Annotated in this window: 20 protein-coding genes; 10 read left to right on the top strand and 10 right to left on the bottom strand. The window is 57.5% G+C overall.

Annotation, left to right across the window (positions count from 1 at the left end; genetic code table 11):
* Positions 1-71: 71 nt before the first annotated feature.
* Positions 72-1,256 (top strand): MFS transporter, encoded by a 1,185-nt coding sequence (locus ACCD02_RS06025; RefSeq protein ID WP_413299395.1) that lies wholly within the window; start codon positions 72-74, stop codon positions 1,254-1,256.
* Between the two features lie 270 nt (positions 1,257-1,526).
* On the opposite strand, the gene ACCD02_RS06020 is transcribed toward ACCD02_RS06025, so the two are convergent.
* The gene (locus tag ACCD02_RS06020) at positions 1,527-2,138 is read right to left on the bottom strand and encodes a TetR/AcrR family transcriptional regulator (RefSeq protein ID WP_413299394.1); all 612 of its coding nucleotides are present in this window, start codon (positions 2,136-2,138) and stop codon (positions 1,527-1,529) included.
* Between the two features lie 125 nt (positions 2,139-2,263).
* Between ACCD02_RS06020 and ACCD02_RS06015 the strand changes: the two genes are divergently transcribed.
* Positions 2,264-3,475 (top strand): efflux RND transporter periplasmic adaptor subunit, encoded by a 1,212-nt coding sequence (locus tag ACCD02_RS06015; RefSeq protein WP_413299392.1) that lies wholly within the window; start codon positions 2,264-2,266, stop codon positions 3,473-3,475.
* 13 nt (positions 3,476-3,488) lie between these two features.
* On the top strand, positions 3,489-6,614 hold the full coding sequence (locus ACCD02_RS06010) for an efflux RND transporter permease subunit (RefSeq protein WP_413299390.1): 3,126 nt from the start codon (positions 3,489-3,491) through the stop codon (positions 6,612-6,614).
* Between the two features lie 230 nt (positions 6,615-6,844).
* Here the strand turns inward: ACCD02_RS06010 and ACCD02_RS06005 are convergent, their stop codons facing one another.
* Positions 6,845-8,011 (bottom strand): MFS transporter, encoded by a 1,167-nt coding sequence (locus ACCD02_RS06005; protein ID WP_413299388.1) that lies wholly within the window; start codon positions 8,009-8,011, stop codon positions 6,845-6,847.
* A gap of 94 nt (positions 8,012-8,105) precedes the next feature.
* Here ACCD02_RS06005 and ACCD02_RS06000 point away from each other — a divergent pair, with 94 nt between their 5' ends.
* The gene (locus ACCD02_RS06000; RefSeq protein ID WP_413299386.1) at positions 8,106-8,999 is read left to right on the top strand and encodes a LysR family transcriptional regulator; all 894 of its coding nucleotides are present in this window, start codon (positions 8,106-8,108) and stop codon (positions 8,997-8,999) included.
* Between the two features lie 33 nt (positions 9,000-9,032).
* Here the strand turns inward: ACCD02_RS06000 and ACCD02_RS05995 are convergent, their stop codons facing one another.
* Positions 9,033-10,019: a LysR substrate-binding domain-containing protein gene (locus ACCD02_RS05995; RefSeq protein WP_413299384.1), complete on the bottom strand. Its 987-nt coding sequence runs from the start codon at positions 10,017-10,019 to the stop codon at positions 9,033-9,035.
* A gap of 126 nt (positions 10,020-10,145) precedes the next feature.
* Between ACCD02_RS05995 and ACCD02_RS05990 the strand changes: the two genes are divergently transcribed.
* Both ACCD02_RS05990 and ACCD02_RS05985 read left to right on the top strand, forming a co-directional pair.
* Entirely contained in the window at positions 10,146-10,655 is a 510-nt protein-coding gene (locus ACCD02_RS05990) for a sugar ABC transporter (RefSeq protein WP_413299615.1), read from the top strand.
* 362 nt (positions 10,656-11,017) lie between these two features.
* Positions 11,018-12,364: an MFS transporter gene (locus ACCD02_RS05985; protein WP_413299382.1), complete on the top strand. Its 1,347-nt coding sequence runs from the start codon at positions 11,018-11,020 to the stop codon at positions 12,362-12,364.
* 70 nt (positions 12,365-12,434) lie between these two features.
* On the opposite strand, the gene ACCD02_RS05980 is transcribed toward ACCD02_RS05985, so the two are convergent.
* Positions 12,435-13,340: a LysR family transcriptional regulator gene (locus tag ACCD02_RS05980; RefSeq protein ID WP_413299380.1), complete on the bottom strand. Its 906-nt coding sequence runs from the start codon at positions 13,338-13,340 to the stop codon at positions 12,435-12,437.
* 93 nt (positions 13,341-13,433) lie between these two features.
* Between ACCD02_RS05980 and ACCD02_RS05975 the strand changes: the two genes are divergently transcribed.
* The gene (locus ACCD02_RS05975; RefSeq protein WP_413299378.1) at positions 13,434-14,060 is read left to right on the top strand and encodes an RraA family protein; all 627 of its coding nucleotides are present in this window, start codon (positions 13,434-13,436) and stop codon (positions 14,058-14,060) included.
* Positions 14,061-14,076: 16 nt separating this feature from the next.
* Positions 14,077-14,946 (top strand): NAD(P)-binding domain-containing protein, encoded by an 870-nt coding sequence (locus ACCD02_RS05970; protein WP_413299376.1) that lies wholly within the window; start codon positions 14,077-14,079, stop codon positions 14,944-14,946.
* Positions 14,947-15,089: 143 nt separating this feature from the next.
* Here the strand turns inward: ACCD02_RS05970 and ACCD02_RS05965 are convergent, their stop codons facing one another.
* Positions 15,090-16,478: an MFS transporter gene (locus ACCD02_RS05965; protein ID WP_413299374.1), complete on the bottom strand. Its 1,389-nt coding sequence runs from the start codon at positions 16,476-16,478 to the stop codon at positions 15,090-15,092.
* 69 nt (positions 16,479-16,547) lie between these two features.
* Positions 16,548-18,287 carry an IlvD/Edd family dehydratase gene (locus ACCD02_RS05960; protein WP_413299372.1) on the bottom strand — a complete coding sequence of 580 codons (1,740 nt, stop codon included), beginning with the start codon at positions 18,285-18,287 and terminating at the stop codon, positions 16,548-16,550.
* Positions 18,288-18,484: 197 nt separating this feature from the next.
* On the opposite strand from ACCD02_RS05960, the gene ACCD02_RS05955 reads away from it, so the two are divergent.
* On the top strand, positions 18,485-19,153 hold the full coding sequence (locus tag ACCD02_RS05955) for a GntR family transcriptional regulator (RefSeq protein WP_413299370.1): 669 nt from the start codon (positions 18,485-18,487) through the stop codon (positions 19,151-19,153).
* Between the two features lie 62 nt (positions 19,154-19,215).
* Here the strand turns inward: ACCD02_RS05955 and ACCD02_RS05950 are convergent, their stop codons facing one another.
* Complete coding sequence (locus tag ACCD02_RS05950; RefSeq protein ID WP_413299368.1) at positions 19,216-20,184, bottom strand: OmpA family protein; 969 nt, start codon at positions 20,182-20,184, stop codon at positions 19,216-19,218.
* A 332-nt stretch (positions 20,185-20,516) separates the two neighbouring features.
* Between ACCD02_RS05950 and ACCD02_RS05945 the strand changes: the two genes are divergently transcribed.
* Complete coding sequence (locus ACCD02_RS05945; protein ID WP_413299366.1) at positions 20,517-20,972, top strand: hypothetical protein; 456 nt, start codon at positions 20,517-20,519, stop codon at positions 20,970-20,972.
* 159 nt (positions 20,973-21,131) lie between these two features.
* On the opposite strand, the gene ACCD02_RS05940 is transcribed toward ACCD02_RS05945, so the two are convergent.
* Genes ACCD02_RS05940 through ACCD02_RS05930 form a run of 3 tightly spaced genes read right to left on the bottom strand, consistent with a single transcriptional unit; the run spans position 21,132 to position 23,971 of the window.
* The gene (locus ACCD02_RS05940; protein ID WP_413299364.1) at positions 21,132-22,151 is read right to left on the bottom strand and encodes a sensor histidine kinase; all 1,020 of its coding nucleotides are present in this window, start codon (positions 22,149-22,151) and stop codon (positions 21,132-21,134) included.
* Positions 22,152-22,157: 6 nt separating this feature from the next.
* Positions 22,158-23,654 (bottom strand): RAD55 family ATPase, encoded by a 1,497-nt coding sequence (locus ACCD02_RS05935; protein WP_413299362.1) that lies wholly within the window; start codon positions 23,652-23,654, stop codon positions 22,158-22,160.
* Positions 23,651-23,971 (bottom strand): hypothetical protein, encoded by a 321-nt coding sequence (locus ACCD02_RS05930; RefSeq protein ID WP_413299360.1) that lies wholly within the window; start codon positions 23,969-23,971, stop codon positions 23,651-23,653. Before ACCD02_RS05930 ends, ACCD02_RS05935 begins: the two co-directional genes overlap by 4 nt.
* Between the last annotated feature and the right edge of the window lie 9 nt (positions 23,972-23,980).

Raw genomic sequence — 23,980 nt, 5'->3', positions numbered from 1 at the left:
CGTACCCGCACAACGATTGCGACGCCACCGGTTTCGCGGGCGTTGGCGCTTCACCCATAGGAGCTAACCAGATGAGCAGTACTACTTTACCCATCCAGGTCGCAAGCCGACAGGTATGGGGAGCTGTCCTGGCGATGTCGCTGTGCGCCTTCGCCCTGGTGACTTCGGAGTTTCTGCCGGTGAGCCTGCTCACTCCCATTGCCGACGATCTGGCGCTGACAGAGGGGCAGGCCGGGCAGGCGATTTCAATTTCCGGCTTCTTCGCGGTCTTCACCAGTCTGTTCATCTCTTCAGCCATTCGCCGGCTCGACCGCAAGCCGGTTCTGCTTTTCTTCACAGCCTTGATGATTGCCTCAGGCACCTTGGTGGCCTTTGCCCCGAACTACTCGACACTGATGATGGGGCGCGCGATATTGGGAATCGCCATTGGTGGCAGTTGGTCAATGTCGACCGCCGTCATGATGCGTATTGCGCCCGAGCATTTTGTGCCTAAAGCAATCGCGCTGATGCAGGGCGGTACGGCACTTGCCACCGCAGTCGCAGCACCCATTGGCAGTTTTATGGGTGGGTTGATCGGTTGGCGCGGAGCATTTTTCTGCGTGGTTCCGCTAGCCGCTGTGGCGCTCTGCTGGCAGGCATTCACGTTGCCAAAAATGCCTGGGCAAACCGGGTCTGGATCTGCATGGGCAGTGTTTCGGCTGTTAGGTAACGCCAACGTCTCGTTGGGTATGGCAGCCATGGCATTTTTGTTTATGGGCCAGTTTGCGTTATTCACCTATCTGCGTCCGTTTCTGGAGTCGGTGACCCGTGTTGATGTGTCTGCGCTCTCCGTGCTGTTGCTGATTATCGGAATGGCCGGATTATTGGGCACGATGGTAATCGGCCCGGTGTTGAACAGAAGCCTTTATAGCGTGCTGATGATCATCCCCTTTTTGATGTCGGGGATTACTGTGGCTCTACTCGTATTTGGCAGCTCAATGTGGGCGACAGCCGTTCTGCTGGGAGTGTGGGGGCTGATTGCTACGTGCGCCCCTGTCGGTTGGTTCACCTGGTTATCACGCACGCTCCCCCAAGATGCCGAAACCGGAGGTGGTCTGATGGTGGCGGTGATTCAGTTGGCAATCACCCTAGGCGCGACGGCGGGCGGGTTGCTCTATGACAGAGCTGGATATCAGGCCACCTTTATCGCTAGTGGAGTATTTCTTTTACTGGCTGCGGCGTTTGCGCTTCTCGTGTCGCGTTGGGATCTGTCCTGATTGCGCCGACAATGCCACTGTTGCGTGGGAGCAAGCGTGAATTCAAGAAACAACTGCAATATTGCACAACAGGCCAGGCGGCGATGATCCACGCAAACTCGAACAGCTACCCAAGTGGTGAACAGGTTCAGAAACCGGGTGCTGCTACTCGATTTGTGCCAGCCAGTGGCCCGGCCTGGCGCGACAGTACGGGTCATGAGAAGGCTGACGCAGGGATGTTTGCGCTATGCCAGAAGTAGCATTTGATTTCGAGACGGCGCTTGAACACTCTCAGCATTTATCGACCGCATAAGCTGCAAGAAACGTTGTGACGGCCCGTTCTACGGCGATTTTGATTTGCGATTTTGAAAGCGTTGCTTCGGTACCCAACAGTAAGGGGGCGACGGTTTCACACTCAAGCAGCGCCTTGAGTTGGAGTGCCGCCAGTAGCGCGTCAGATCGTTTGAGCCGTCCTTGAGCCATCTGCCGTTCAAGAAACTCGGCAATCCTCTGCAGGCCTACCTTGGGACCGGATTCGTAAAAACGCTTGCCGATGTCTGTCCTTCCCGACTGAGCGATGATGGCTCGCAACGTCTGGATTCTGCTTGTCGAGCAAAGGAACTCCAGTATTTTCTCTCCGCAAATTTGCAGCGCCTGCTGCACATCACTTACTTCCTTGTCCAATGCCGAAAGAATCGGATCGAATTCTTTGATCGCTTCGTCGTGCATCGCAGCCACGAATAGCTCTTCCTTGGAACCGAAATAACCGTAAAGCGTCGCTTTCGAGCCGCCAATTCGCGTAGCGATATCGGCCATTGAAGCGCCTTCAAAGCCTGCATCGCGAAACACCTCACAGGCGGCGGCGAGAATCTCGCCGCGCTTGGCTTCTGTTTTGACTCTCATCGTGGTCCTCTTTTATCCATACCAACCGGTTCAGTATTGCTTGACTTCAAACGAGGGTCAATTAACTATACTGAACCGTACCGTATAGTTATTGGTCGAACTGCCACGTTCGTCGGAGCCCCAGCATGCGTATAGCCCTTCTTCTCTCGCTCGAAACCCTGATGATTATTTCGTGTCTGCTGAGCGCATGCGGCAAGCCCCCCATGGGCTCACCGCCTGCAGCCGGCATACCGGTTGTGGGGATAGTCACCGTGCAGACGCAACCGGTCGCGCTCAGCACCGAATTACCGGGTCGCACCGTTTCCTACCTCGTCGCCGACGTACGACCTCAGGTCAACGGGATCATCAAGGCTCGAAACTTTCGCGAGGGAAGTGACATAAAGGCCGGCCAGACGCTTTACGAAATTGATCCCGCCCCTTACCAGGCCACTTATGACAGCAATGTCGCGGCCCTGGCCAAGGCGCAAGCGAGCCTGAAGACAGCTCGACTCAAGTCTGATCGCTACAAGGAACTGGTCACTATCAAAGCGGTGAGCCAGCAGGATTACGACGATGCCGTCGCCAGCCTGGGCGAGCTTCAGGCAGATGTCGCCGCAGCAAAGGCGAATGTCGAAACCAGTCGTATCAACCTGGCCTATGCCCACGTGGTTGCACCGATTTCCGGCCGGGTAGGGCGGTCAACGGTGACACCGGGCGCATTGGTAACGGCCAGTCAGTCCACCGCGATGGCCACTATTCAGCAGCTCGACCCTATTTACGTAGACGTGACTCAACCCAGTGCAGCCTTGCTCAACCTCAAGGAAGCGCTTGCCAAGGGCGAAATCCAGAAGGCTGGTGCTAACGCGGCGAAGGTCTCGCTGGTACTGGAAAATGGACGGATTTATCCCCTTGAAGGGCAGCTGCAATTCTCTGACGTCACGGTGAATCAGGACACCGGGGCAATTACTTTGCGTGCTGTCTTCCCAAACCCTGACGCGGACCTGCTGCCTGGAATGTATGTAAGGGCGGTACTGCAAACAGGGGTAAAGGCACAGGGGCTACTGGTGCCGCAGCAGGCTGTCAGCCGCGACAGCACGGGTAAACCCACGGTCTATGTGGTGGGGGCCGGTAACAAGCTGGAGCTTCGGGTATTGGAAACCGACCGCGCCATGGGCGATCAGTGGTTGGTGCGTAGCGGCTTGCACGCCGGCGATCGGTTGGTCGTGGACGGGCAGCAACGCGCGGCGCCCGGCGTAGAAGTCGAGGTAACGCCCTGGTTCCCCAGTCAGTCAGCGAAAAACTCTGTTGTCGATCTTTCAGCCGCGAAAGCCACACAACCCACCACTGATAATCAATAGGCAATAGACGACCATGGCACGCTTTTTTATTGATCGTCCGATCTTTGCATGGGTCCTTGCCATCATTGTCATGCTGGCAGGTCTTATCTCGGTACTGACGCTGCCCATCGCGCAATACCCGGCCATCGCTCCGCCGGCTGTAGCGATTGTCGCGACCTACCCTGGTGCTTCAGCCAAGACACTGGAAGACACGGTCACCCAGGTTATCGAACAGAAGATGAAGGGGTTGGACCGGCTAAGTTACATGGCCTCGACCAGCGAGTCCTCGGGCACTGTGACGATCACGTTGACTTTCGAGAACGGGACGAACCCGGATACGGCGCAAGTACAGGTGCAGAACAAGTTGGCACTCGCCACGCCGTTACTGCCGCAAGAGGTACAGCAACAAGGCGTAGCGGTCAGTAAATCTGCAAGCAACTTTCTGAACGTACTGGCTTTTACGTCCGAAGACGCAAGCATGAACGGTTCCGATCTGTCGGACTATGTAGCGGCGAACGTCCAGGAGGCCATCAGCCGTGTCGACGGCGTCGGTGACACCACCTTGTTCGGATCCCAGTACGCCATGCGGATCTGGCTTGATCCTGACAAGCTCACCAGTTTCAGTCTGACACCCGTGGACGTCAAAACGGCTATCCAGGCGCAGAACGTTCAGGTGTCTGCGGGTCAACTGGGTGGCCTGCCCTCGGCCAGCAACCAACAGATCAATGCCACGATCACCGCGCAGACGCGCATGCGAACGGCCGGGGAGTTCGAGAACATCGTACTGCGTACGCTCACCGACGGCTCGCGGGTACGCTTGCGAGACGTTGCCCGGATCGAATTGGGCAGCGAGACCTATAACACGGTGGGCCGTTATAACGGTAAGCCTGCGGCCGGTCTGGCGATCAAACTGGCAACGGGGGCCAATGCGCTGGACACTGTCAAAGCGATCGATGCCCGCCTGGCGCAATTGCAAGCGTTTTTCCCTGCGGGCATGACGGTGCATAAACCCTATGACACCACCCCCTTCGTGCGCATCTCGATTGAAGAGGTCGTGCGCACCTTGGTCGAGGCAGTGGTGCTGGTGTTCCTGGTCATGTACCTGTTCATGCAGAACCTGCGCGCCACCCTGATCCCTACCATTGCGGTGCCTGTGGTGCTGCTGGGTACGTTTGGCATCCTGGCCATCTGTGGCTTCACCATCAATACCTTGACCATGTTTGCCATGGTGCTCGCCATCGGGCTGTTGGTGGATGACGCGATTGTCGTCGTGGAAAACGTCGAGCGGGTCATGACCGAAGACGGTTTGTCGCCCAGGGAGGCGACACGCAAGTCGATGGATCAGATCACCGGCGCATTGGTTGGTGTTGCTTTGGTGCTGGCAGCGGTATTCGTACCCATGGCGTTTTTCAGCGGCTCCAGTGGCGTTATTTATCGTCAGTTCTCGATCACCATTGTGTCGGCCATGTCGTTGTCGGTACTTGCTGCATTGGTGCTCACCCCGGCCTTGTGCGCCACAATGCTAAAACCGGTAGCCCAAGGGCATGGGTTGGCCACCCGGGGGTTCTTTGGCTGGTTCAACCGCACGTTCGATCGCGGCAATCATCAATACCAGGGCATCGTCAGCCACATGCTGAGCAAGGGGTGGTGGTACATGATCGTTTATGCGGTGGTGGTTGCGCTTGTAGTCGTCGTTTTCATGAAGTTGCCGGTCGGGTTTCTACCGAATGAAGACCAGGGCACGCTCTTCGCCAACATGCAATTGCCGCCAGGTGCCACCAAGGCGCGAACCGACGAGATCATCAAACAGGTAGAACAGCACTTTCTGGTCGACCAGAAAGACGCCGTGCAAGGCGTATTCTCGGTGTCAGGTTTCAGCTTTGCCGGCAGCGGCCAGAATATGGGCTTTGCGTTTGTTCAACTCAAACCCTGGGACGAACGCACAGAGCCCGGCCTGAGTGTGACCGACGTTGCGGCCAAGGCGGGTGCCTTTTTCAATACCATCAGGGACGCCAGGATTTTCGCCTTTGCGCCACCGGCAGTGTCGGAACTGGGCAACGCCACCGGGTTCGATCTAATGCTCAAGGACGAAGCCAACCTCGGGCACGCGGCTATGATGCAGGCACGCAACCAACTGCTGGCAATACTTACCAAGGATCAACGCCTGGTAGCGGTACGTCCCAACGGACTGGAGGATATGCCTGACTACCGATTGCAGGTCGACACATTCAAGGCCGGTGCATTAGGCGTTTCCATGGCCGACATCAACAACACCATTTCGGCCGCTTGGGGGAGCAATTACGTCAACGACTTCATTGACAAAGGCCGCGTCAAGAAAGTGATGTTACAGGGTGAGGATCGCTTTCGAATGCTGCCCGCGGATATTGACCGTTGGTACGTGCGCAACAGCGCCGGCACCATGGTGCCATTCACCTCGTTTGCCACTTCAAGCTGGGCAACCGCTTCGCCAAGACTGGAACGCTACAATGGCGTGCCGTCAATTGAGATTCTCGGCATGGCGTTTCCCGGACGCGCCTCCAGCGGTGAAGCCATGGCGATTGTCGAAGCTGCAGTGGCACAGCTTCCCGCCGGAATTGGCTACGAATGGACGGGTTTGTCGCGTCAGGAAAAAGCATCGAGCGGCCAGACTGGCATCCTCTACGGGCTGTCGATTCTTATTGTGTTTCTGTCTCTGGCCGCCTTGTATGAAAGCTGGGCAGTCCCGTTCTCGGTGATCCTGGTCATTCCCCTGGGCGTATTTGGCGTGCTGGCAGGTGCTGTCCTGACCTGGAAGTTCAACGATATTTACTTTCAGGTCGGATTGCTCACTACCATTGGGCTGGCCTGTAAAAACGCCATCCTCATCGTCGAGTTTGCGAAGGATCTCTACGAAGATGGCCAGGATCTGCTGAGCGCTACAATGGAAGCCGTGCGGATGCGCTTGCGCCCGATCCTGATGACGTCGCTGGCATTCATTCTGGGCGTGCTTCCACTCGTGCTGGGCAGCGGCGCCGGTGCGGGCGCCCAGCATGCACTGGGCACAGCGGTCATCGGCGGCATGCTTTCGGGAACGCTTTTGGCCATCTTTTTCGTGCCGCTGTTTTTTGTCCTGATCATGCGAATATTCAAGACGGAGCGGGCGCCCATCACCCTTTCCTGACGTACCAAAAAACGGCCCAGGGCGGTGCCCACCATTGTGTGGCATCGCCGCAGCGGATACTCAAACCGGCAACAGCCGGTGCGGTTTCAATGCTGCCACGGGGTGGCCATGTAATCGATAGCGCGCCGGATAGCGTCGATGTGGATCATTGGTCGTAGTGGAGTTTGAGGGCCAGACCTTCTCGCAATGACGGGCCGCTTTCAACTTGCGATGGCCAGTCGCATCCATCGTCATGCCGCTGCAGCTGCGATTGTTCTGGAACGCCAGGCGAAAGCCAGCACCATCAGCAGCCCCAGACCTGCCATTGCCGCCCCGGCCAGAGAAATCGCCGGATAACCCAGCCCGGCATTGATCACTGCTCCGCCCAGTGCCGCACCAATCGCGTTGCCGAGGTTGAAGGCACCGATGTTCACCGCCGAGGCCAGATTGGGCGCGTCCTTGGCAGCTTCCATGACACGCATCTGTAGTGGTGGCACCAGGGCGAAGCTGGCGATGCCCCAGATCAGGATGGCAACGGCGGCCGGCAGCGGCCAACGCATCAGTACGGTGAACGCCAGCAAGACGAGAATCAACACGCTCAGCGAAACGATCAGAGTGCGATCTATCGAGCGGTCGGCGGCCTTGCCGCCCCACATGTTGCCCAGCGTCAACCCCACACCGAACAGCACCAGCATGGCGGTGATGTAAGCGGTGGACGCATGGGTCTCGCTGCTGAGGATCGGTGCGATGTAGGTGAAGACGGTGAACATGGCACCCGAGCCGACTACCGTCAGGGCCAACGCCCCCAGCACCGGACCACGGCCCAGTACCCGGATTTCGGCCAGTACCCCGACGCTTTGCGGCGCCTGCAGGTTGGGCAGGGCGAACCACAACGCGGCCATGGCCACCACGCCGAGGCCGGTAATACCCCAGAATGCAGTGCGCCAGCCGAACAGTTCGCCAAACCAGGCGGCCAGCGGCACACCACCAATGGTCGCCAGGGTCAGGCCCATGAACATTGCCGCAACCGCCCCGGCACGTTTCTGCGGGGTGACCACGCTTGCAGCGACGATGGAGCCGACACCAAAGAACGCACCGTGGTTCAGTGAGGTCACCACCCTGGCGACCATGAGGCTGTAGTAGTCGGTCGCCAGGGCTGACATCAGATTACCCAGGGTGAAAATCGCCATGAGTCCGATCAGCAGATAGCGCCGGGGAATCCTGCCGGTGGTCAGGGTCATCAGCGGTGCGCCGAGCAGTACGCCCAGGGCGTAAGCACTGACCAACAGACCTGCGCAGGGAATGGAAACACCGAGATCCTCAGCGATGCCCGGCAACATGCCCATAGGGGCAAACTCGGTAACGCCGATGCCAAAGGCACCCATAGCGAGTGCAACAAGTGGTGGATTGATACGCATGGAAAGCTCCTTATCTATGCCGCTAATGCTACGATCCGGCTTTCTCAGGCGGTAGATAGCATTTCTGGCAATCACCTGTGCGTAAGGAGCACAAATGGACTTCAGCGGCAGATCAGGTGAAATGGGCGTGTTCGTCACCGTGGCGCAGGAAGGCAGCCTGTCGGCCGCCGGGCGTGCATTGGGGCTGACACCCTCGGCGGTCAGTCGGATCATCGCGCGTACCGAACAACGTCTTGGTACCCGCCTGCTGTTGCGTACCACCCGAGCAATCACCTTTACTGCCGAGGGCGAGGCTTTCCTGCGCGGCGCCCGACGCATCCTGGCCGACATGGCCGAGGTCGAAGAAGCCATCGCCGACCAGGGTGTACCAAGGGGCCGATTGCGGGTCAGCGCCGCCCTTGGCCATGGGCGGCTGGCCATCGTTCCCTTGGTGGCAGCCTTCAGCGCCCGTTACCCGAACATCGTCGTCGACCTCACCCTCGGCGACGAAGTCGTCGACATTCTCGGCGGTCAGGCCGACGTGGCGGTACGCTTTGGCCATCTGCCGGACAGTCCGCTGACTGCGCGCAGGATCGGTGGCACCGGCCAGGTAGTAGTGGCATCGCCCGAGTATCTGCAGCGCCACGGCGTCCCCCAGGAACCGGAAGACCTGCTACAGCACAACTGCCTGCGCTTCAACTTCCGGCGTGCCGAACCCAACTGGCCATTTATCCGCGACGCAAAAGAATTTTCCCTGAAGGTCAGCGGCAACATCGAGTGCAGCAGTGGTGAAGCGTTGGCACAACTCGCGCGAGTGGGTGCCGGCATTGCGCGTATCGGCGAGTTCAGCGTGAGCGAGGATCTGCAGCGTGGCGACCTGATACCGCTGCTGGAAGCCTGGAACCCCGGCGACCAGGAACCGATTCATGCGGTGTTCGCAGGGGGGGCGGCAATGCCGGCGCGGGTGCGGTTGTTCGTGGACTTCTTGCTGGAACATCACCGGATGTAGGCGATGGCGTCACCTGATCCTTGCGGTGGCTGGTCATGCTGTTCGCGTTATCAAGTCGTGACCAACACCCAGGAGGTGATCGGCACTCGTGTGGTCTGCGGACCGACCCGATACTGGCACCACCATCTGTCCCTGGTTCACCTGCGCTTGCTCCAACAGCCAATGCGCAAATGCCTGGATGGGCACACGGCTCAGCTCAAGGGGCTCGGGTAACACGAGGCAAAAGCTCTTGGCGACAGTCTTCTCCTGTGGCCATGGTGCAACCAGCCGGCCTTGTGCCAGCTCTGCTTCCACGTACAGGCGCGGTACGAGTGCCACGCCGAGACCGGCCAGTGCGGCCTCGATCAGCATTGCATGCAAATCGTAGCGCGCGCCCATCGCTGCGTTGCTCAGGACAATCCCGGTTTCCCGGGCATAGCGCTGCCAGGCATCCGGGTTCTGCCGTCGGTGTAATCGCGGCAGTGAATCCAGAGCCGTTACCTGCTTGCCTGGACTCAGGAGGGCAGGGTGACAAACCGGAATTAACACTTCGTTCAACAAACGGTGCGTATGCATGCCTGTCCAGGCCGGATGCTCAAAATGGATGGCGGCATCAAAGCCGCTGCCGGCAAGTACGAACGGTTCCATACGTTCTGAAAGGTGCACACAGATATTCGGGTGTTGCTGGCCGAAGCCAGACAACCGAGGAATCAGCCAGCGCAGGGCAAAGGTTGGGCTGACGGCGATATCCAGGCTTGCGCCGTCGCTGGGTTGGCCCATCAAATATTGGCTGTCCCTGTCGAGCCGGTCGAGTAGTTCGCGTACTTGGGCAGCGTAGCGCTCACCGTTAGGCAAGAGCCGCACGCGGTTGCCAACGCGCTCGAATAGTGTGACGCCCAGAAAGGCTTCCAGGCGACCTATCTGCCGGCTGATGGCGCCTTCAGTCACGGCCAATTCGTTTGCTGCACGGGCAAAACTGCCATGGCGGGCTGCTGTTTCAAACGCCATCAGGGCAGCGCTACTGGGGAGTTTTCGGCGCATGGGCTTTCCTGATTAAGGTCAAGACATTCACCTTGATGTTTAGTCACTGAAGGGTGCTGATAAGTCGTTTTATAAGTCATTAGAGCATCACTAGCATGATGGAACATCAACCCGTGAAGTGAAATGATGATTTACGCAGTCGAATGCAACTACGCTGAACCTGCCAGCGAAGCCGAATGGAATGCGTTTTACAGTCTGGAAAAACTGCCCGCGCTGATTTCGGTGAGCGGATTTAGCTCCTCACAACGTTTCAAAGCCTTGAGCGGCGATTGCCCGGCCTACTTGGCCCTCCATTCAGTCGACGCCCTTGCCGTATTGCAGAGCGACGAGTACAGGCAAAAAGGGGGCGGCAATTTTTCCCGTTGGCAATCGCACATCACTGATTGGAGGCGCAACCTCTATGCCGGGCTGGACCGGGCAGTGGCCGTGGGCGCGGACGAACTCCTGCTGGTCAGTGAACAAGGCCCTCAAGTACTGACTGGATTAGGTCTTACACCCGCAGTGCTGCACGCGGTTGCTTTGGACAAGACTCCTGTACACCGTTGGCTGGCGAAACTGGATTGCACTAAGGCAAGGTCCTGCGATCTGCAGGGCCTGAATGTATATCGCCCATTGACCGTGCAGTTACAGTCATGAGTACCGTGGGCATGAATTGCCGGAGATTCCCCAGCCAGTAAGTCGGCGAGTGTTCAATCACAGCCATCAGTTACGGCTACCTGGCGGCGAGCCTGGATTTTCTCTGCCCAACGATGCAGGGCTGCTGAGCAGCGTGCGTCACCTGCTGGCCGAGGACTGGACGGTGGAGCGTGCGATCTTCTGTCGAAACCCTGCCGTCTTCATCATTTGATGAAGATGGGTAGGCGCTGACCGCAGTTCGTAGCGTGTTTCTGCCTAATAATTCCCTTAAGGAATGAATAGGGTTTCTAATTTATCGCTTTTTCTACGAGGGCAGATTGCTGACCATATCGACTCCAATAAACATAAAAAACGGAGTGCACATGACTGCAATCGCCACCACTGGCACCGCCGCCCAGGCGGCCAGGTCAAAGTATCGCTGGGTCGTGCTGTCGGTCATTATCGTTGTCTACATGCTGGCCGCTGCCGACAGAGCAAACATCGGTATCGCGTTGCCTTACATCCAGAAAGAGTTCGGCGTGACCAACGCGCAAGCCGGGATGCTCGTCAGCGCTTTCTTCCTATTTTATTCATTGGGGCAGATCCCAGCCGGCTTTCTGCTCAGTCGCGTGGGCGTACGGTTGGTGGCGCCGGTGTCCATTGCCCTGACTTCCGTTGTCACATTACTGATCGGCACCGCGCACAATTTCGGACTGCTGAAAATCTACCGATCGGCGCTCGGCGTGGCGGAAGCAGCGCTGCCGTTGTCGATGCTCAGCACGATCAATCGCTGGTTTCCAGCGCGGGAGAAGGGTCTGGCGACAGGCGCCTTTCTGTCTGCCGCGAAGATGGGGGCTGTGATCGCTCCGCCCGTTGGTGCTGCGCTGATTATGCTCGATGGCTGGCGCACGATGTTCTTCGCCTTTGCCATTCCAGGGTTGCTGATGGCGCTGATTTGGTGGTGGCTGGTGCCCAACGAGCCGCGTTCAGGGCAGCGGGTCAATGAGGCTGAGGCCACTTATATCGAAAATCAAACCAAGACTGATGGCGGCGCCGTACGCACTCACAAGCAATTCGGCGCGCTAGACAAGTTTCTGCGTTACAAACACACGACGCCGCTGGCCACCTCGCGCTCAGTTTTTGTTTCATGGAATATCTGGGGCTGCGGTCTTGGCTATTTGATGATGACGGGCGTAGTCAACGTGCTTCTCGCCTGGCTGCCGAAGTATCTCGGTGAGGTAAAGCATTTCGAGTTAATGCAGATCGGTTTTGTCGCCTCGCTGCCGTTTGCGGGCGGTGTGTTGGGCAATATCGTGGGTGGCTGGCTGTCCGACACTATTCTGGACCGTCGCAGAAAACCTACCATGATGATCAGCGCTGTCGCGACTTGCCTGATGATGGTCGCGCTGGTCTACGCGCCTAACGATCTACTTTCCGTGAGCCTGCTGCTGTTCGGCACCGGCTTTTTGCTGAACATCGGTTATTCATCGTTCTCTGTCTATGCGATGGGCGTGACCACGCGCACCACCTACCCGGTCGCGGCCTCGCTGGTGAACAGCGCTGGTCAGGCGGGCGGGGCGATGGCGCCGTTGATCACCGGCATGCTGTTGGACAGCTACAGCTGGACGGCGGTGTTCCTCTTCCTGGGCGCATGCTCTATGGCAGCGCTGATCTTTGTGTTGACCATTCACGAGCCCGCCGACCTTGGCGAGCAGAAGGCCGTGGGGTAAGCGCTACTGCCTGTAGCGACAACACAGTGCCTGATCGAACAAGCGCACGAGCACCGTCTCGTGCACCTTGTCAGCTTTGCAGTTGCCTCGAGAAGTCACACAGCTCAACGGCGCGGGACGCCACCTCGGTGACGAACGCCAAAGGCCGGTCATTTCGGTACATCGCCATGTACGGCACCGGAGGCAACGCAGGGTCGGTCTTGATGATCGTCAGCTTTCCCTCATCGACCAGTGGACGAAAGCACTCCAGCGGCAGGTAGGTCACTCCCAGACCGGCGGCGGTAAGTCCGAGCATCGCAGTAAGGCTGTCGGAAGAGAGGGTCTTAGGCAGTTCGATGCCCAGCGCGCTGAGCCACTTGTTCACGAATAGCCCGGAACCCGAGCGCTTTCCCTGCACCAGAACCGGGTATTTGGCGAGTTCCGCCAACCCTACCACCCCTGACTGCGCGATCAATCCGGGCGCAGCCATCCACGCGTTTTCTACGATGGCCAGTGGCACGGCAGTCACCTCGGGCGCCGTGAAAGTGTTCGGGATAATGATGAGGTCGACCAAGTCATCCATCAGCTTTTCATGGAGGTTGCGGCTCATGTCGACTTCGGGCTCAACGGTCAGCCCTGGAAAGTCCTTCACCAATCGCGCAATCAGGCGCGGCAGCCAGGTCAGTGCCGTAAGTTCTGTAACACCCAGCCTCAACCGCCGGGTGACGACTTGAGTGCCATCTTTCAACGAGGTGATTCGATCGGCAAGGCTCAGCATTTCACGGGCAATGACCAGAAGCTCTTCGCCGGCTGCGGTGAGCCGTGCGCCACGCTGGGACCGATCGAACAGCTGCAGGCCCGTGCTCGACTCCAGTTCCTGCACACGCTTGGAAATCGCGGACTGCGTGGTGTGCAGGTGTTCGGCAGCGCGCTCGAATGTTCCCAGCCGTGCAATCCAGTGCAGTGCGTTGAGTTGGCGCAGGGTAATCACATCCATTCCTTATAAGCATGTATGGGCATACAATAATATCGCTTTTTCTATTTGACGGCGTCTTTATCCTCAGAGACATCAACCACCTGAGGAATACCTATGAACGCCATCGCCTCACCGTCAGACGTCAGCGCCTTGTTGGCGGCGTACACCCGAACCTCGACCTCCATCATCAGTGACTGCCTGGATCGTCTTCCCGGTGCGCGACTACAGCCGTTTCATCGTATTGAAGGCACAATGGCAGGCATTGCACTCACGGTAAAAGTCCCCTGTGGCGATAACCGTGCGATTCATCAGGCCCTTGAAATCCTGAGTCCTGGCCAAGTACTGGTCGTGGATGGCGGCGGCGATATCAGCCGGGCACTCATGGGCGACATCATGGCGGCCATCGCCGAGAAACGCGGCGCCGCTGGTGTGGTTGTGGATGGCGCCATTCGCGACCTCGCCACCATCGGCAAGGGCTCATTCCCGATGTTCGCCCGTGCGGGATTTCATCGCGGACCGTACAAAAACGGCCCTGGGGAAATCAACGTACCGGTTTGTATTGGCGGCATGCTCGTATCCCCCGGCGATTTCGTTGTAGGTGATCATGACGGTGTTGTGGCGTTCCCGGCATCGCACGCCGAAAGTCTGTTGCAACAATGCCTGGCTACCGAAGCAAGAGAAGCAGAGATGCTGGCGCAGATCGACGCTGGCACCTACAAAGGCGCCTACGCGGCCCACTGAAGCGGAAACCAGAACAATGAAAATCGGAATTATTGGAGCGGGTGAAGTCGGCCTGACGTATGCGCGGCCTTGGTCGGTAGCTGGGCATGACATCGTGCTGTGCGACCTGAAACCGTCGCCCCGCGCCCAGGCGTTCGCGGCAGAGCTGGGGCTGAGTGTTTCTACCTCCATTGCCGAGGTGGTACCCAAATGCGATGCAATCGTGTCCTGCGTTTTCGGTACGGTCTCCTTTGCGGTGGCTGAGCAGGCGCTCGGCAGCATGAAGAAAAACTCGCTGTTCGTCGACATGACCACCGCCGATCCGGCCCAGATCAGAATCGCTGCTGCCCATGCTGCAGAGTTGAGCGTTGCCTACGTGGACGTCGCCATTCTCGGCGCAATCGCCCTGACACACGAGAAAACCAACCTGCTCGGCGCAGGCGTAGGCATTGAGCGAGCGATCAGCCTGTTCACCTCAGTGGGGGCGCCTCTCAAGGTCGTGGACGATGGCGTTGCGGGTGATGCGGCAGCACTGAAAATCCTGCGCAGCGTTTTCACCAAAGGCCTGGAGGCTCTTACGATCGAGTGTTTCATGGTCGCTGAAAAACAGGGCGTGACCGATAAATTACACGACGCCTTGAGCGACATCGATCAGGCCAGTCTGCGCGATTTCCTCGGTGCTCTGATCCGCACCCACGTGGTCCATGCACCCCGTCGCCTGAAAGAAGTCGAAGAAGCTGAACGACAACTCCGGGCCGCCGACATGCCTGTAGCCGTACTGCCCGGTGTCAGAGAGTTGTTCCAGCGCACGGCTGACCAGATCAGTTCCACCCCCCCGGATACCAGTGCGCCAAATCTGGAGCAGGCATTCGAATGGTTGTTTAAGGCTAACGGGATCGGCCGTTAGTCGAGGATACAGACGCGCTGCGGCTGAAAGCTTTCTGATGGCTTGGCCTATAGGCTGAGCCACCTTGCCATTTCAACAAAGTACAAACCGTACGCAAAATCTGGCGCGACAGAAAGGCCGCTTTCGAACCCAAGGCGGCCATTTCAATTTCCGGGTGATTGCGGCCCTTGACGCTGCTCGGTCATTCTTATTGGCTGCCCTGGGCAGAACGGCGTGTGCCCGTCCTGCTTGAGATCCATTCGCTGAATCTTCCCGACAACCACCAGGTAGCAGAACACTGCGATAACGGCGTTTGCGGCCACGAAGACCAGCGCCATTTCGAACGAGCCCGTGGCCTGGATGATCAAGCCGATGATGATCGGCGTGGTAATGCCCGCTGTATTGCCGAATGCATTGAACAACCCACCGCACAGTCCGGCTATCGACTTCGGCGCGGTATCTGCCACCACTGCCCAGCCTATGGCACCGAAGCCTTTACCAAAGTAGGCGAGTGCCATGATTGCAACAATCAGCCACTCAGCGTCGACATAGTTGCAGGCGACCATAGTGGTCGACATTAACATCCCCAGTACCAGAGGGGCTTTTCGCGCGAACGTGAGTGATCGCCCGCTGCGAATCAATGCGTCCGAGATGATGCCGCCCAGTACTCCTCCCAGAAATCCACACACGGCGGGGATAGAAGCGATGAAGCCAGCCTTGAGAATGGACATGCCCCGTTCTTGAACCAGGTACACGGGAAACCAGGTCAGGAAGAAGTAGGAAAGTGTATTGATGCAATACTGACCTATGAATACACCCATCATCATACGGTTGGTCAGCAGTTGCTTGAAGTGTGTCCAGCCTGGCTTGGAGACGTCATTTTTTACGCCGGTTTGATCCATATCGATCAGACCACCACCGTCGGCAATGTGACGCAGCTCAGCTTCATTGATTCGAGGATGTTGTTTAGGCGAATAGACCGTCTTCAACCAGATACCGGTCATGATGATACCCAGGCCACCCATTACTACAAAAACATAGTGCCAGCCGAACTGGTACACGATCCAGCCCATGATCGGCGCGAACAGTACCGTGGCGAAGTACTGCGCGGAAGTGAAGATACCGGCGGCGGTACCACGCTCTGCCGAAGGGAACCAGGCCGCAGCCATGCGGCTGTTACCCGGGAAGGAGGGCGACTCCGCAAGCCCTACCATAAAGCGCAGAACGAACATCACAACGATTGCTACCGATACGCTGTACCAGCCAACGGTGGCTTGAAGAATAGTGAAGGTGGACCAGAGGAAGATACTCCAGGCATACACCCGCTTCGTACCGAAACGGTCCAGCAGCCATCCCCCTGGAATCTGACCCAGTACATAAGCCCAGGCGAATGCGGAGAACAGCAGGCCCATTTGTACGGGTGTGATGCCCAGTTCCTTCTGCATCGAGGAACCGACAATCGAGAGGATTGCCCTGTCGGCGTAGTTGATCGTTGTTACCAAAAAAAGCAAAAGGAGGATTACATAACGAATACGAGTGGGGTGCGCAGTCATGGCGGGGATCTCTTATTTTTGTATGGCTGGCAGCGTCCAGCCGCTGCCAGTCAGGTCAAAGCTGATTGCTTACTTGGCGGGGACCCGGGCTATCATTTTGGGAGGGCGCAGGAATTCGAAATCGCAACCCTTGTCTGCCTGGGTCATCTGCTCATAGAAAAGTTTGCGATAGCCACGCTCAGCATCCACGGGCTTGGGCAGTTGCAGATCGCGACGGCGTGATTGCAGCTCTTTTTCATCCACCAGCAGTTCGATGCTTCGCTGCTGAACGCTCAGACGGATCCGATCACCATTGCGCACCAGGGCCAACGTCCCGCCGAGGGCGGCTTCGGGAGTGACGTGCAGGACGATGGTGCCCGCTGCGGTACCGCTCATGCGCCCATCGGAAATGCGAACCATGTCTTTGACGCCTGCCTTGGCCAGCTTCTTCGGTATAGGCAGGTAACCCGCCTCGGGCATGCCCGGTGCACCGATAGGGCCAATATTTTTCAGCACCAGGACATCGTCTGCATTGACGTCCAGTTCCGGGTCATCGATACGGTTGGCCATGTCCTCGGAATTCTCGAACACCACCGCGCGGCCTTCGTGCTCCATCAACTGAGGGTCGGCAGCCGATTGTTTGATGATTGCTCCGCCTGGGGCGAGGTTGCCTTTGAGGAATGCGATGCCGCCAGCCGGGTAGATCGGGTTGGAAAAGCTGCGCACTACGTCTTGCTTGTACTCGGGGAAGTCGTCGAGTTCCTCGCCAAGCGTGCGCCCGCTGACCGTCATGGTGTCCAAGTGCAGTTGCGACCTGAGTTCGCGCAATACGGACTGCAATCCACCCGCGCGGTGGAGATCCTCCATGTAATGCTGCCCCGAGGGTTTGAGGTCCACCAACACTGGCGTCTCGCGGCTCATCCGGTCGAACGCTTCAAGGTCGATTTCGAAGCCCATACGGCCAGCGATGGCGGTAAGGTGGATGATGCCATTGGTGGAGCCGCCGATTGCCAGCAGCACCCGCAGGGCGTTCTCGAAGGCTTTTTCAGTGAGGATCTTGTCCGGGGTCAGCCCGGTGCGCGCCATGATCACAGCACGGCGCCCGCTTTCTTCGGCGACACGGATGCGGTCGCTCGTCACTGCCGGTGGGGTCGCGCCACCTGGCAGAACGATACCCAGCGCCTCACCGATGCAAGCCATGGTGCTTGCAGTCCCCATGACCGAGCAGGTGCCGACACTGGCCACCAGCTTGTTGTTCACCTCGTTGATTTCCTGCTCGTCGATTTCCTCAGCACGGTAGCGGCCCCAGAAGCGCCGGCAGTCTGTACACGCACCCACTCTTTCACCGCGGTGTCCGCCGGTCAGCATTGAACCCGTGACCAGTTGAATCATCGGCACGTTGGCCGAGGCGGCCCCCATTAGTTGGGCCGGGACAGTCTTGTCGCACCCACCGATAAGGACCACTGCATCCATGGGCTGTGCACGGATCATTTCTTCCGTATCTATGGCCATCAGGTTACGCAGGTACATGCTAGTGGGTTGAGAGAAGCTTTCTGCGATGGAAATGGTCGGGAAGTCGATCGCCAGTCCGCCTTCCATCATGACACCACGCTTGACCGCTTCGATCAGTTGCGGCGCGTTTCCATGGCAAGGGTTATAGCCACTACCCGTGTTGGCGATACCTATGATGGTCCGATCCAGAGCGTCGTCGCTGTAGCCGGCGCCTTTGATGAATGCCTTGCGAAGGAACAGCGCGAAGCCGGTATCGCCGTAGTTGGTCAAGCCCTTGCGGATACCGGTTGGCTTAATCACGGGAGGTTTGTCAGGCATGAGAAGTACCTTTGGAGAGTTATTGGTTTTATTATCGACTAGATTATTGATAATCGGTTGCTGCGCATGAAATCACGACCAGGGACGTTGCGCAAGGACCTTTATCGCGGGATGTTCAACCCCCCACTTGCTGCGAATGCACAGGTTTTGTGGCAGTCTCACCACTTAATTCACGTGCAGTGCCAAGGCATCAACCCATGCAACTCGTTGAAAATGTAGGCTCCGTAGGCCTGGAACAGGCCGTCAGCATCCTTGAGGAAGAGATAGTCCTGGGTTTCCTTCACCCTCGTGAACGTCTGGTAGAGGACGAGCTGTTGGAGCGCTTTGGTCTCAAGCGACATGTGGTACGCCAGGTTCTGGTAGAGCTGGAGCGGATGGGGCTGGTCGAGCGCAAGCGAAATATCGGAGCGCTGGTAAAGGCGTACACAGCCAAAGAGGTCGAAGATCTCTACGCCGTTCGGGAATTGCTGGAATGCCAGTGCGTGCGCCTGATCAAGTTCCCGCTTCCCCAAAGCGCACTTGACGCGTTGACAGCAACGCAGCAACTCCACGATGAGATGGTTCAGTCGGGCAATCTGCGGGGAGCTTTCAGGGCTAACATGCGCTTTCACGAACTGCTGTTCGGGCTTTCTGACAACCCGGTATTAGTCGCGGCGATTCGGGACCATGCGCAACGAGCACACTCAGTCCGCTCATCGTCATTGGTGGTGGCTGACCAGCTGGAACGCGCGCGTCGCGAGCACTGGTCAATTATCGAGGCGTTGAGGGATCAGGACGTTGAAAAGCTTGTTCATCTTTGTAGCGAACATCTCAAACCCTCCCGTGATAATTACATTGCCGCCTGCCATCGTAGAGCCGGCCAGTGACAGCTAATGGTGCCTGTTTTGTTATCGGTGCAGGGGCCACTTGTGGCCGATCCTGGGCGCGCTTAGTCCTTCTTGACCAGCTCGACCCTGCGGTTTTGTGCTTTGCCCGCTTCTGTGGCATTGTCAGCCACCGGGTCAGCATCGCCAAAGCCGGCAGCAGATAACCTGGCCGCGTCGATGCCCTTGGCGGTGATGGCGGCGACGACGGCCTTGGCGCGGCCGTATGACAGCGTCTTATTGTGCTCCGGATCACCGGTGTGATCGGTGTAGCCATTAACGGCCAATTTCAACGATGTATTTTGCTTGAGTAACTGCACCACTTGCTCAATCTGTGGCTGTGAGTCCGGAAGGATGCGCGTCTGGTCAGTCGCGAAGTTTACGTGCAATGCCACCTTGCCGGTTTTATCTATCTGCGCTTTCAGTTCGCTGACCGGCAACAGGCTGGCAGTAATTTGCAGCGGTTTGGTTTCGGCAATAAGCAGGCCGCCGCCAAAAGAATAGCTGCACAAGTGAATCCAGATATCGCGGTCAGCACGATGGATAACAAACACCTGCGTCGCGTTGTTCCAAATGTCGCCCAGGCCACTGTTGTATTTGAGCGCGAAGTCCCGCGGCCAGTCTTTGATCTTCTGGCTCGCGTCCTGCGCAATTCTGCCGTCGAAGATCTTGCTGCCGCCCAAGGACGACACCACCGATTCGAGATTACGCTGCAATTCCAGATCGGAGAATGCCTTGCCCTGCGCGGCATCGATATGGGCTGACCAGACCTTGCCTTCCACCACTTCAAGGTGATCGCCGGTCCAGAAGGGTACCTGATCGAAGTCGGAGACATCGGGCGTGGTTGCGATGACATATCCGTTGGGAAGCGCGATGTAGGGAAAGGCTCCCAAAGATACATCCGACACGGGCAGGCTGGCAGCCTCGAATACCTTGTTGTCCGCTGCCTGCACGGGTGACGAGTTTTGAATGCTCAGACCCAGAGTGATGGCTAAAACCAGAGTGGCTGCTGCTGTTTTTTTCAATAAAGTCATCTTTTCCCACTATTCCCCAGCACCCAAGATATGGCTGTCGACTAGATAAATAATACTGTTGTCGTTGGCGTCTTATAAAACCGGCGCTATCAACATAACGCAATAGCACAGCTGCACTATTGCCTTGCGCTTGATCGCTGGGTCAGTATTAAGCTGTACTCAGCTGTCTTGATTCAGAGGCCGTTCAATGAAGCCATAATGGATGCATCAGTGACGGCGAGGCAGATGTTGTCAAAGGGCGCCAGCCACTGCCCGGCTTGCAGCGAACAGGTGATAAAGGGAGCTTCTATTTTTTGAGCCAAAATATTAAGGCAGTGCGGTCGAGTATTGGAATGGCGCTGGCCTATTTAATGGAAAGTGTCTGTATGCGAAAACCCGATAAATATCCCCTGCTGGTGTTGGCTTTTGTCGGCATGCTGATTTCAGGATGCGGTACCACTGGCGGCATCGATGAAATCATTGCGCGGCAAATGTGGCGAGGAAAAACATTGGCTCAAGCGATCGACTCTTACGGTCAGCCTGATCGGAAATTTGTATCCAGGGAAAGTGGTGAGAAGAAACTCCAGTGGTTCATGGATGGTTCCTACAATCGAAACATCTACCTTGGCAGCTCCACTGAAATGCAAAACGGCGTAATGGTCACTACCAATAACTGGGATACCTCCGTCCGCAAAGGTATCTGTGTGATCACACTAACGTTCGACAAAAATGATGTGGTGACTGATTTCGATGCCAATGACGGTAATAACCAGATCACCCATACCTGCGTCAACAAAAGCAACTATTGAGTCAGGCCTGGCGGTATTGCAAATGCAGGGGGCATCGGGTCCCTTCAGTCCCTGATGATCCCTGCGTACAACTTTCTGCCTGGACAGCCTATCCTTCTGCGCACAATGTCTAACACCATTGCAGCCACGTTATGATTGCATCGAGTGTGGCCAGTAAGATCAGCATGCCAATGGCAGCGTCACCACAAATTCACTACCCAAGTCCTTCCCATCGCTGAGCGCGATAACCGTTCCGCCATGGGATTCAACCAGTTCGCGCACCACGGTCAGGCCAATGCCCAGCCCCACCTTGTTGAAACCCACAGCGTTCTCATCCTGAACAAACGGGTCAAAGATGTCGGGAAGCGTGTTTGCCGAGATCCCTATCCCATTATCCGCGACGCTTAAACGCAGCAGCTTTTTATCGACGCTTACCGTGATTGTGATGATCCCCTGTCTGGGCGTGTATTTGATGGCGTTGTTCAAAATGTTGGTGAAGACCTGCTCGAGGCGGGCCAAGTCACCCATGACGTAGAGAGGCCCTTCAGGCAAGTGGCTGATCAACTTTAGTTGTCGCGCAACAGCCATTGGCAGGCTGAAGTCGATGACTGCCTGAATGATCGGCACGACATCCATCACTGATAACTCTAACCGCAGCTTGCCCGTGCTGGCCCGCGACAAGTCGAGCAGATCGTCCACCAGCCTGGAGAGCTGTAGCACCTGGCGTTCGAGCAGGGCCTGAAACCTGGGTAGCTCATCGGCAGTGGCGCGGCTGATTCTTCCTGCAATCAGGCTGATAGGGGTCAGTGGGTTGCGCAACTCATGCGCTACCACAACGAGGATCTTGCGTTCGTGATCCAATGCGCGCTCTGCCAGGGTCTGTAGATTCTGGGCACTCAGTGCCGCAACGACCAATTGTTCGTTGGCGTCACGCAGCATCGGATACTGGCCGTCCGAAGAGGCCGCACGCAGGGATTCAGCATCGGCCTGTGCGGCAAGTATCGTCATCACCAACTGTTGGTTGACCTCCAGCAGGTTTGCTGTGTGTTGGCGGTCGCTGACTCGATCCTGGGTTTCGATCAGCGTTCGTTCCAGTGCGGCCAGTACGGCGCGGGCTTCAAGAGTTTTCTGCCCGAGCACCAGCAATTCGCTGGCGGCGCGTGCCATGGCGCGCTCGTTCTGACTGCGAATGTCAGTCATGACGTTTTACGTCTCATACTGATCCGACCCATGGGCTGACTCAGCACCACGCTGTCGGGTCGGGCTGCCACCGAGCAGGCCTTCCTGGTTAGTGAGCATATCGCCGATCTGGATGCCATCATCATCTATGCGGTAAAGACGCAGTTCGTCGCTATGGTCGCTGGCACGCACCTTGACCACCGCCATGATGCGCAGCAGGCGACTCTGTACTTCGATATAGCGCTGAACAATGATCGCATCCGTCAGGAAGGCCGTGCCGTAGGGGCTGAAGCGCAGGTCGGTGTAGCGATCTTCCAGTTCCGACGTCATCAAAACGCTGACGCCAGCATGAGTAAGTGCCGTGACCATGCGCGAAAGCGACTCGCGGAAGTCCTCGCGAAAGGTCGGTGCCAGTGCCAGTTCGAAGCCTGAAAGCGAGTCGATGACCACCCGTGTCGCTTTTAGCCGGCTGATCTCTTTCAAGAGCAAATGGACGACTTCATCGATCGACAGGTCTGGAGAGCGGCTATCCACCAGGCCAATCTTGCCGTCTGCGATCAGGCTGGCGAGCGTCGCGTTCTGAGAGTGGTTGGGGCGCTGCTCGAACACCGCAATCACACCGGTCTCACCCTCGAGGGCACCTTGGGTCAGAAACTTGGCCGCCAGAATACTTTTACCGGAACCTGATGGGCCGGCCACCAACAACGAATAACCTTGCGGCAGGCCGCCACCGAGCATCTCATCCAGGCGCGGCACGCCCATTTTCAGGCGTCTGGTCGTGACGGTTTTCGTGTGTGCCTGAATCAGGGGCACTGAGGCGCTCAGGCCCGCCGGCGCGAACACGTTGATGCCGCCAGCGCTGATGCGGAAGGTGTGAAGACCTGGCAGTGTCGGCTGGCCACGCATCTTCATGATTTCCATTTTGCGAACCATGGAATTGCGCTGCACGCTCTGGCGCAGCCAGATCAGGCCGTCAGCCACGGTAAAGATGGGATTGGTGTCAGCCTCGGTGAAGTATTCGCCGATCAGGAAAGTGGTGGCCTGCCAGGTGGTCATCAACATGCCGAGTTGCTGGATGAATTGCGGCAGGTTGTTGTTGGGGTTGTTCTGTGTCTGGCTGGCCAGCACGACAGAGCGGAAAGAATCGACAAAGACCAGTGCAGGGCTATAAGCCTCCACCTCGGCGACAATACGCCGAAGCACCTCATCGAGGTCTCCTGCCAGCGTATCGTCTGCCAGGTTGACGTAGCGTACTGAATGGTTGATTGCGTCGTTGTCGAAAAAGTCGAACTGCTGCTGATAGCGCAGCATTTTGAGCGGCGGCTCGCCCAGTACGGTGAAAAACAGGGCAGGGCGCTCGGGCGTGGCCAGCGCAAACATCATTTGATGCGCCAGCGTGGTTTTGCCACAGCCAGGAGGACCGGCGATCAGGTTGAATGAAAACTCCGGCAGCCCCCCGCCAAGCACTTCATCCAGCCCGGGAACGCCAGTGGCCAGACGGTTGATTATCACTTTGGTGTTCATGACGAAGTGTCCTGCGCGGGGAGGGCGCTCAACGGAGCTTCAAACACAGCGTCCAGCAAACGCGAGGTGAGTGACACCCCGATCAGCGTGCTGAGCAATTGGTAAAGCGTGCGGAGCAGGTGGTTTCCAAGACGCAGAGCGTCCTCTGGATTCTGCTGTTGGAGCAAAGATTCGAGGCACGAGGGATCCAGCTGATCCAGCGTGCTGTCGAATGCGCCGGTGAGATCGGGATGTGTAGACTCGCAAAGGTGAAGGCTGCGGCGATAAAGCGCCACAACACCTTTGCGTCCAATGATGGGCGACAGAGCGATGTCCATGTCTTGCAG

It is taken from the genome of Pseudomonas sp. Pseusp88, assembly GCF_047303955.1.
Lineage (GTDB): Bacteria > Pseudomonadota > Gammaproteobacteria > Pseudomonadales > Pseudomonadaceae > Aquipseudomonas.
Note: the sequence above shows the minus strand (reverse complement) of the source record. Positions and strands in the feature narration are given on the sequence as shown.

Bases quoted from the DNA above. Each gene is read 5' to 3' on its own strand.
- ACCD02_RS06005 (WP_413299388.1), bottom strand. From the start codon at position 8,011: ATGCGTATCAATCCACCACTTGTTGCACTCGCTATGGGTGCCTTTGGC.
- ACCD02_RS05955 (WP_413299370.1), top strand. From the start codon at position 18,485: ATGCAACTCGTTGAAAATGTAGGCTCCGTAGGCCTGGAACAGGCCGTC.
- ACCD02_RS05985 (WP_413299382.1), top strand. From the start codon at position 11,018: ATGACTGCAATCGCCACCACTGGCACCGCCGCCCAGGCGGCCAGGTCA.
- ACCD02_RS06020 (WP_413299394.1), bottom strand. From the start codon at position 2,138: ATGAGAGTCAAAACAGAAGCCAAGCGCGGCGAGATTCTCGCCGCCGCC.
- ACCD02_RS05950 (WP_413299368.1), bottom strand. From the start codon at position 20,184: ATGACTTTATTGAAAAAAACAGCAGCAGCCACTCTGGTTTTAGCCATC.
- ACCD02_RS05990 (WP_413299615.1), top strand. From the start codon at position 10,146: ATGATTTACGCAGTCGAATGCAACTACGCTGAACCTGCCAGCGAAGCC.
- ACCD02_RS05980 (WP_413299380.1), bottom strand. From the start codon at position 13,340: ATGGATGTGATTACCCTGCGCCAACTCAACGCACTGCACTGGATTGCA.
- ACCD02_RS05975 (WP_413299378.1), top strand. From the start codon at position 13,434: ATGAACGCCATCGCCTCACCGTCAGACGTCAGCGCCTTGTTGGCGGCG.
- ACCD02_RS05935 (WP_413299362.1), bottom strand. From the start codon at position 23,654: ATGAACACCAAAGTGATAATCAACCGTCTGGCCACTGGCGTTCCCGGG.
- ACCD02_RS05970 (WP_413299376.1), top strand. From the start codon at position 14,077: ATGAAAATCGGAATTATTGGAGCGGGTGAAGTCGGCCTGACGTATGCG.
- ACCD02_RS05940 (WP_413299364.1), bottom strand. From the start codon at position 22,151: ATGACTGACATTCGCAGTCAGAACGAGCGCGCCATGGCACGCGCCGCC.
- ACCD02_RS06015 (WP_413299392.1), top strand. From the start codon at position 2,264: ATGCGTATAGCCCTTCTTCTCTCGCTCGAAACCCTGATGATTATTTCG.
- ACCD02_RS05930 (WP_413299360.1), bottom strand. From the start codon at position 23,971: ATGGACATCGCTCTGTCGCCCATCATTGGACGCAAAGGTGTTGTGGCG.
- ACCD02_RS05965 (WP_413299374.1), bottom strand. From the start codon at position 16,478: ATGACTGCGCACCCCACTCGTATTCGTTATGTAATCCTCCTTTTGCTT.
- ACCD02_RS06010 (WP_413299390.1), top strand. From the start codon at position 3,489: ATGGCACGCTTTTTTATTGATCGTCCGATCTTTGCATGGGTCCTTGCC.
- ACCD02_RS05945 (WP_413299366.1), top strand. From the start codon at position 20,517: ATGGCGCTGGCCTATTTAATGGAAAGTGTCTGTATGCGAAAACCCGAT.
- ACCD02_RS06025 (WP_413299395.1), top strand. From the start codon at position 72: ATGAGCAGTACTACTTTACCCATCCAGGTCGCAAGCCGACAGGTATGG.
- ACCD02_RS06000 (WP_413299386.1), top strand. From the start codon at position 8,106: ATGGACTTCAGCGGCAGATCAGGTGAAATGGGCGTGTTCGTCACCGTG.
- ACCD02_RS05995 (WP_413299384.1), bottom strand. From the start codon at position 10,019: ATGCGCCGAAAACTCCCCAGTAGCGCTGCCCTGATGGCGTTTGAAACA.
- ACCD02_RS05960 (WP_413299372.1), bottom strand. From the start codon at position 18,287: ATGCCTGACAAACCTCCCGTGATTAAGCCAACCGGTATCCGCAAGGGC.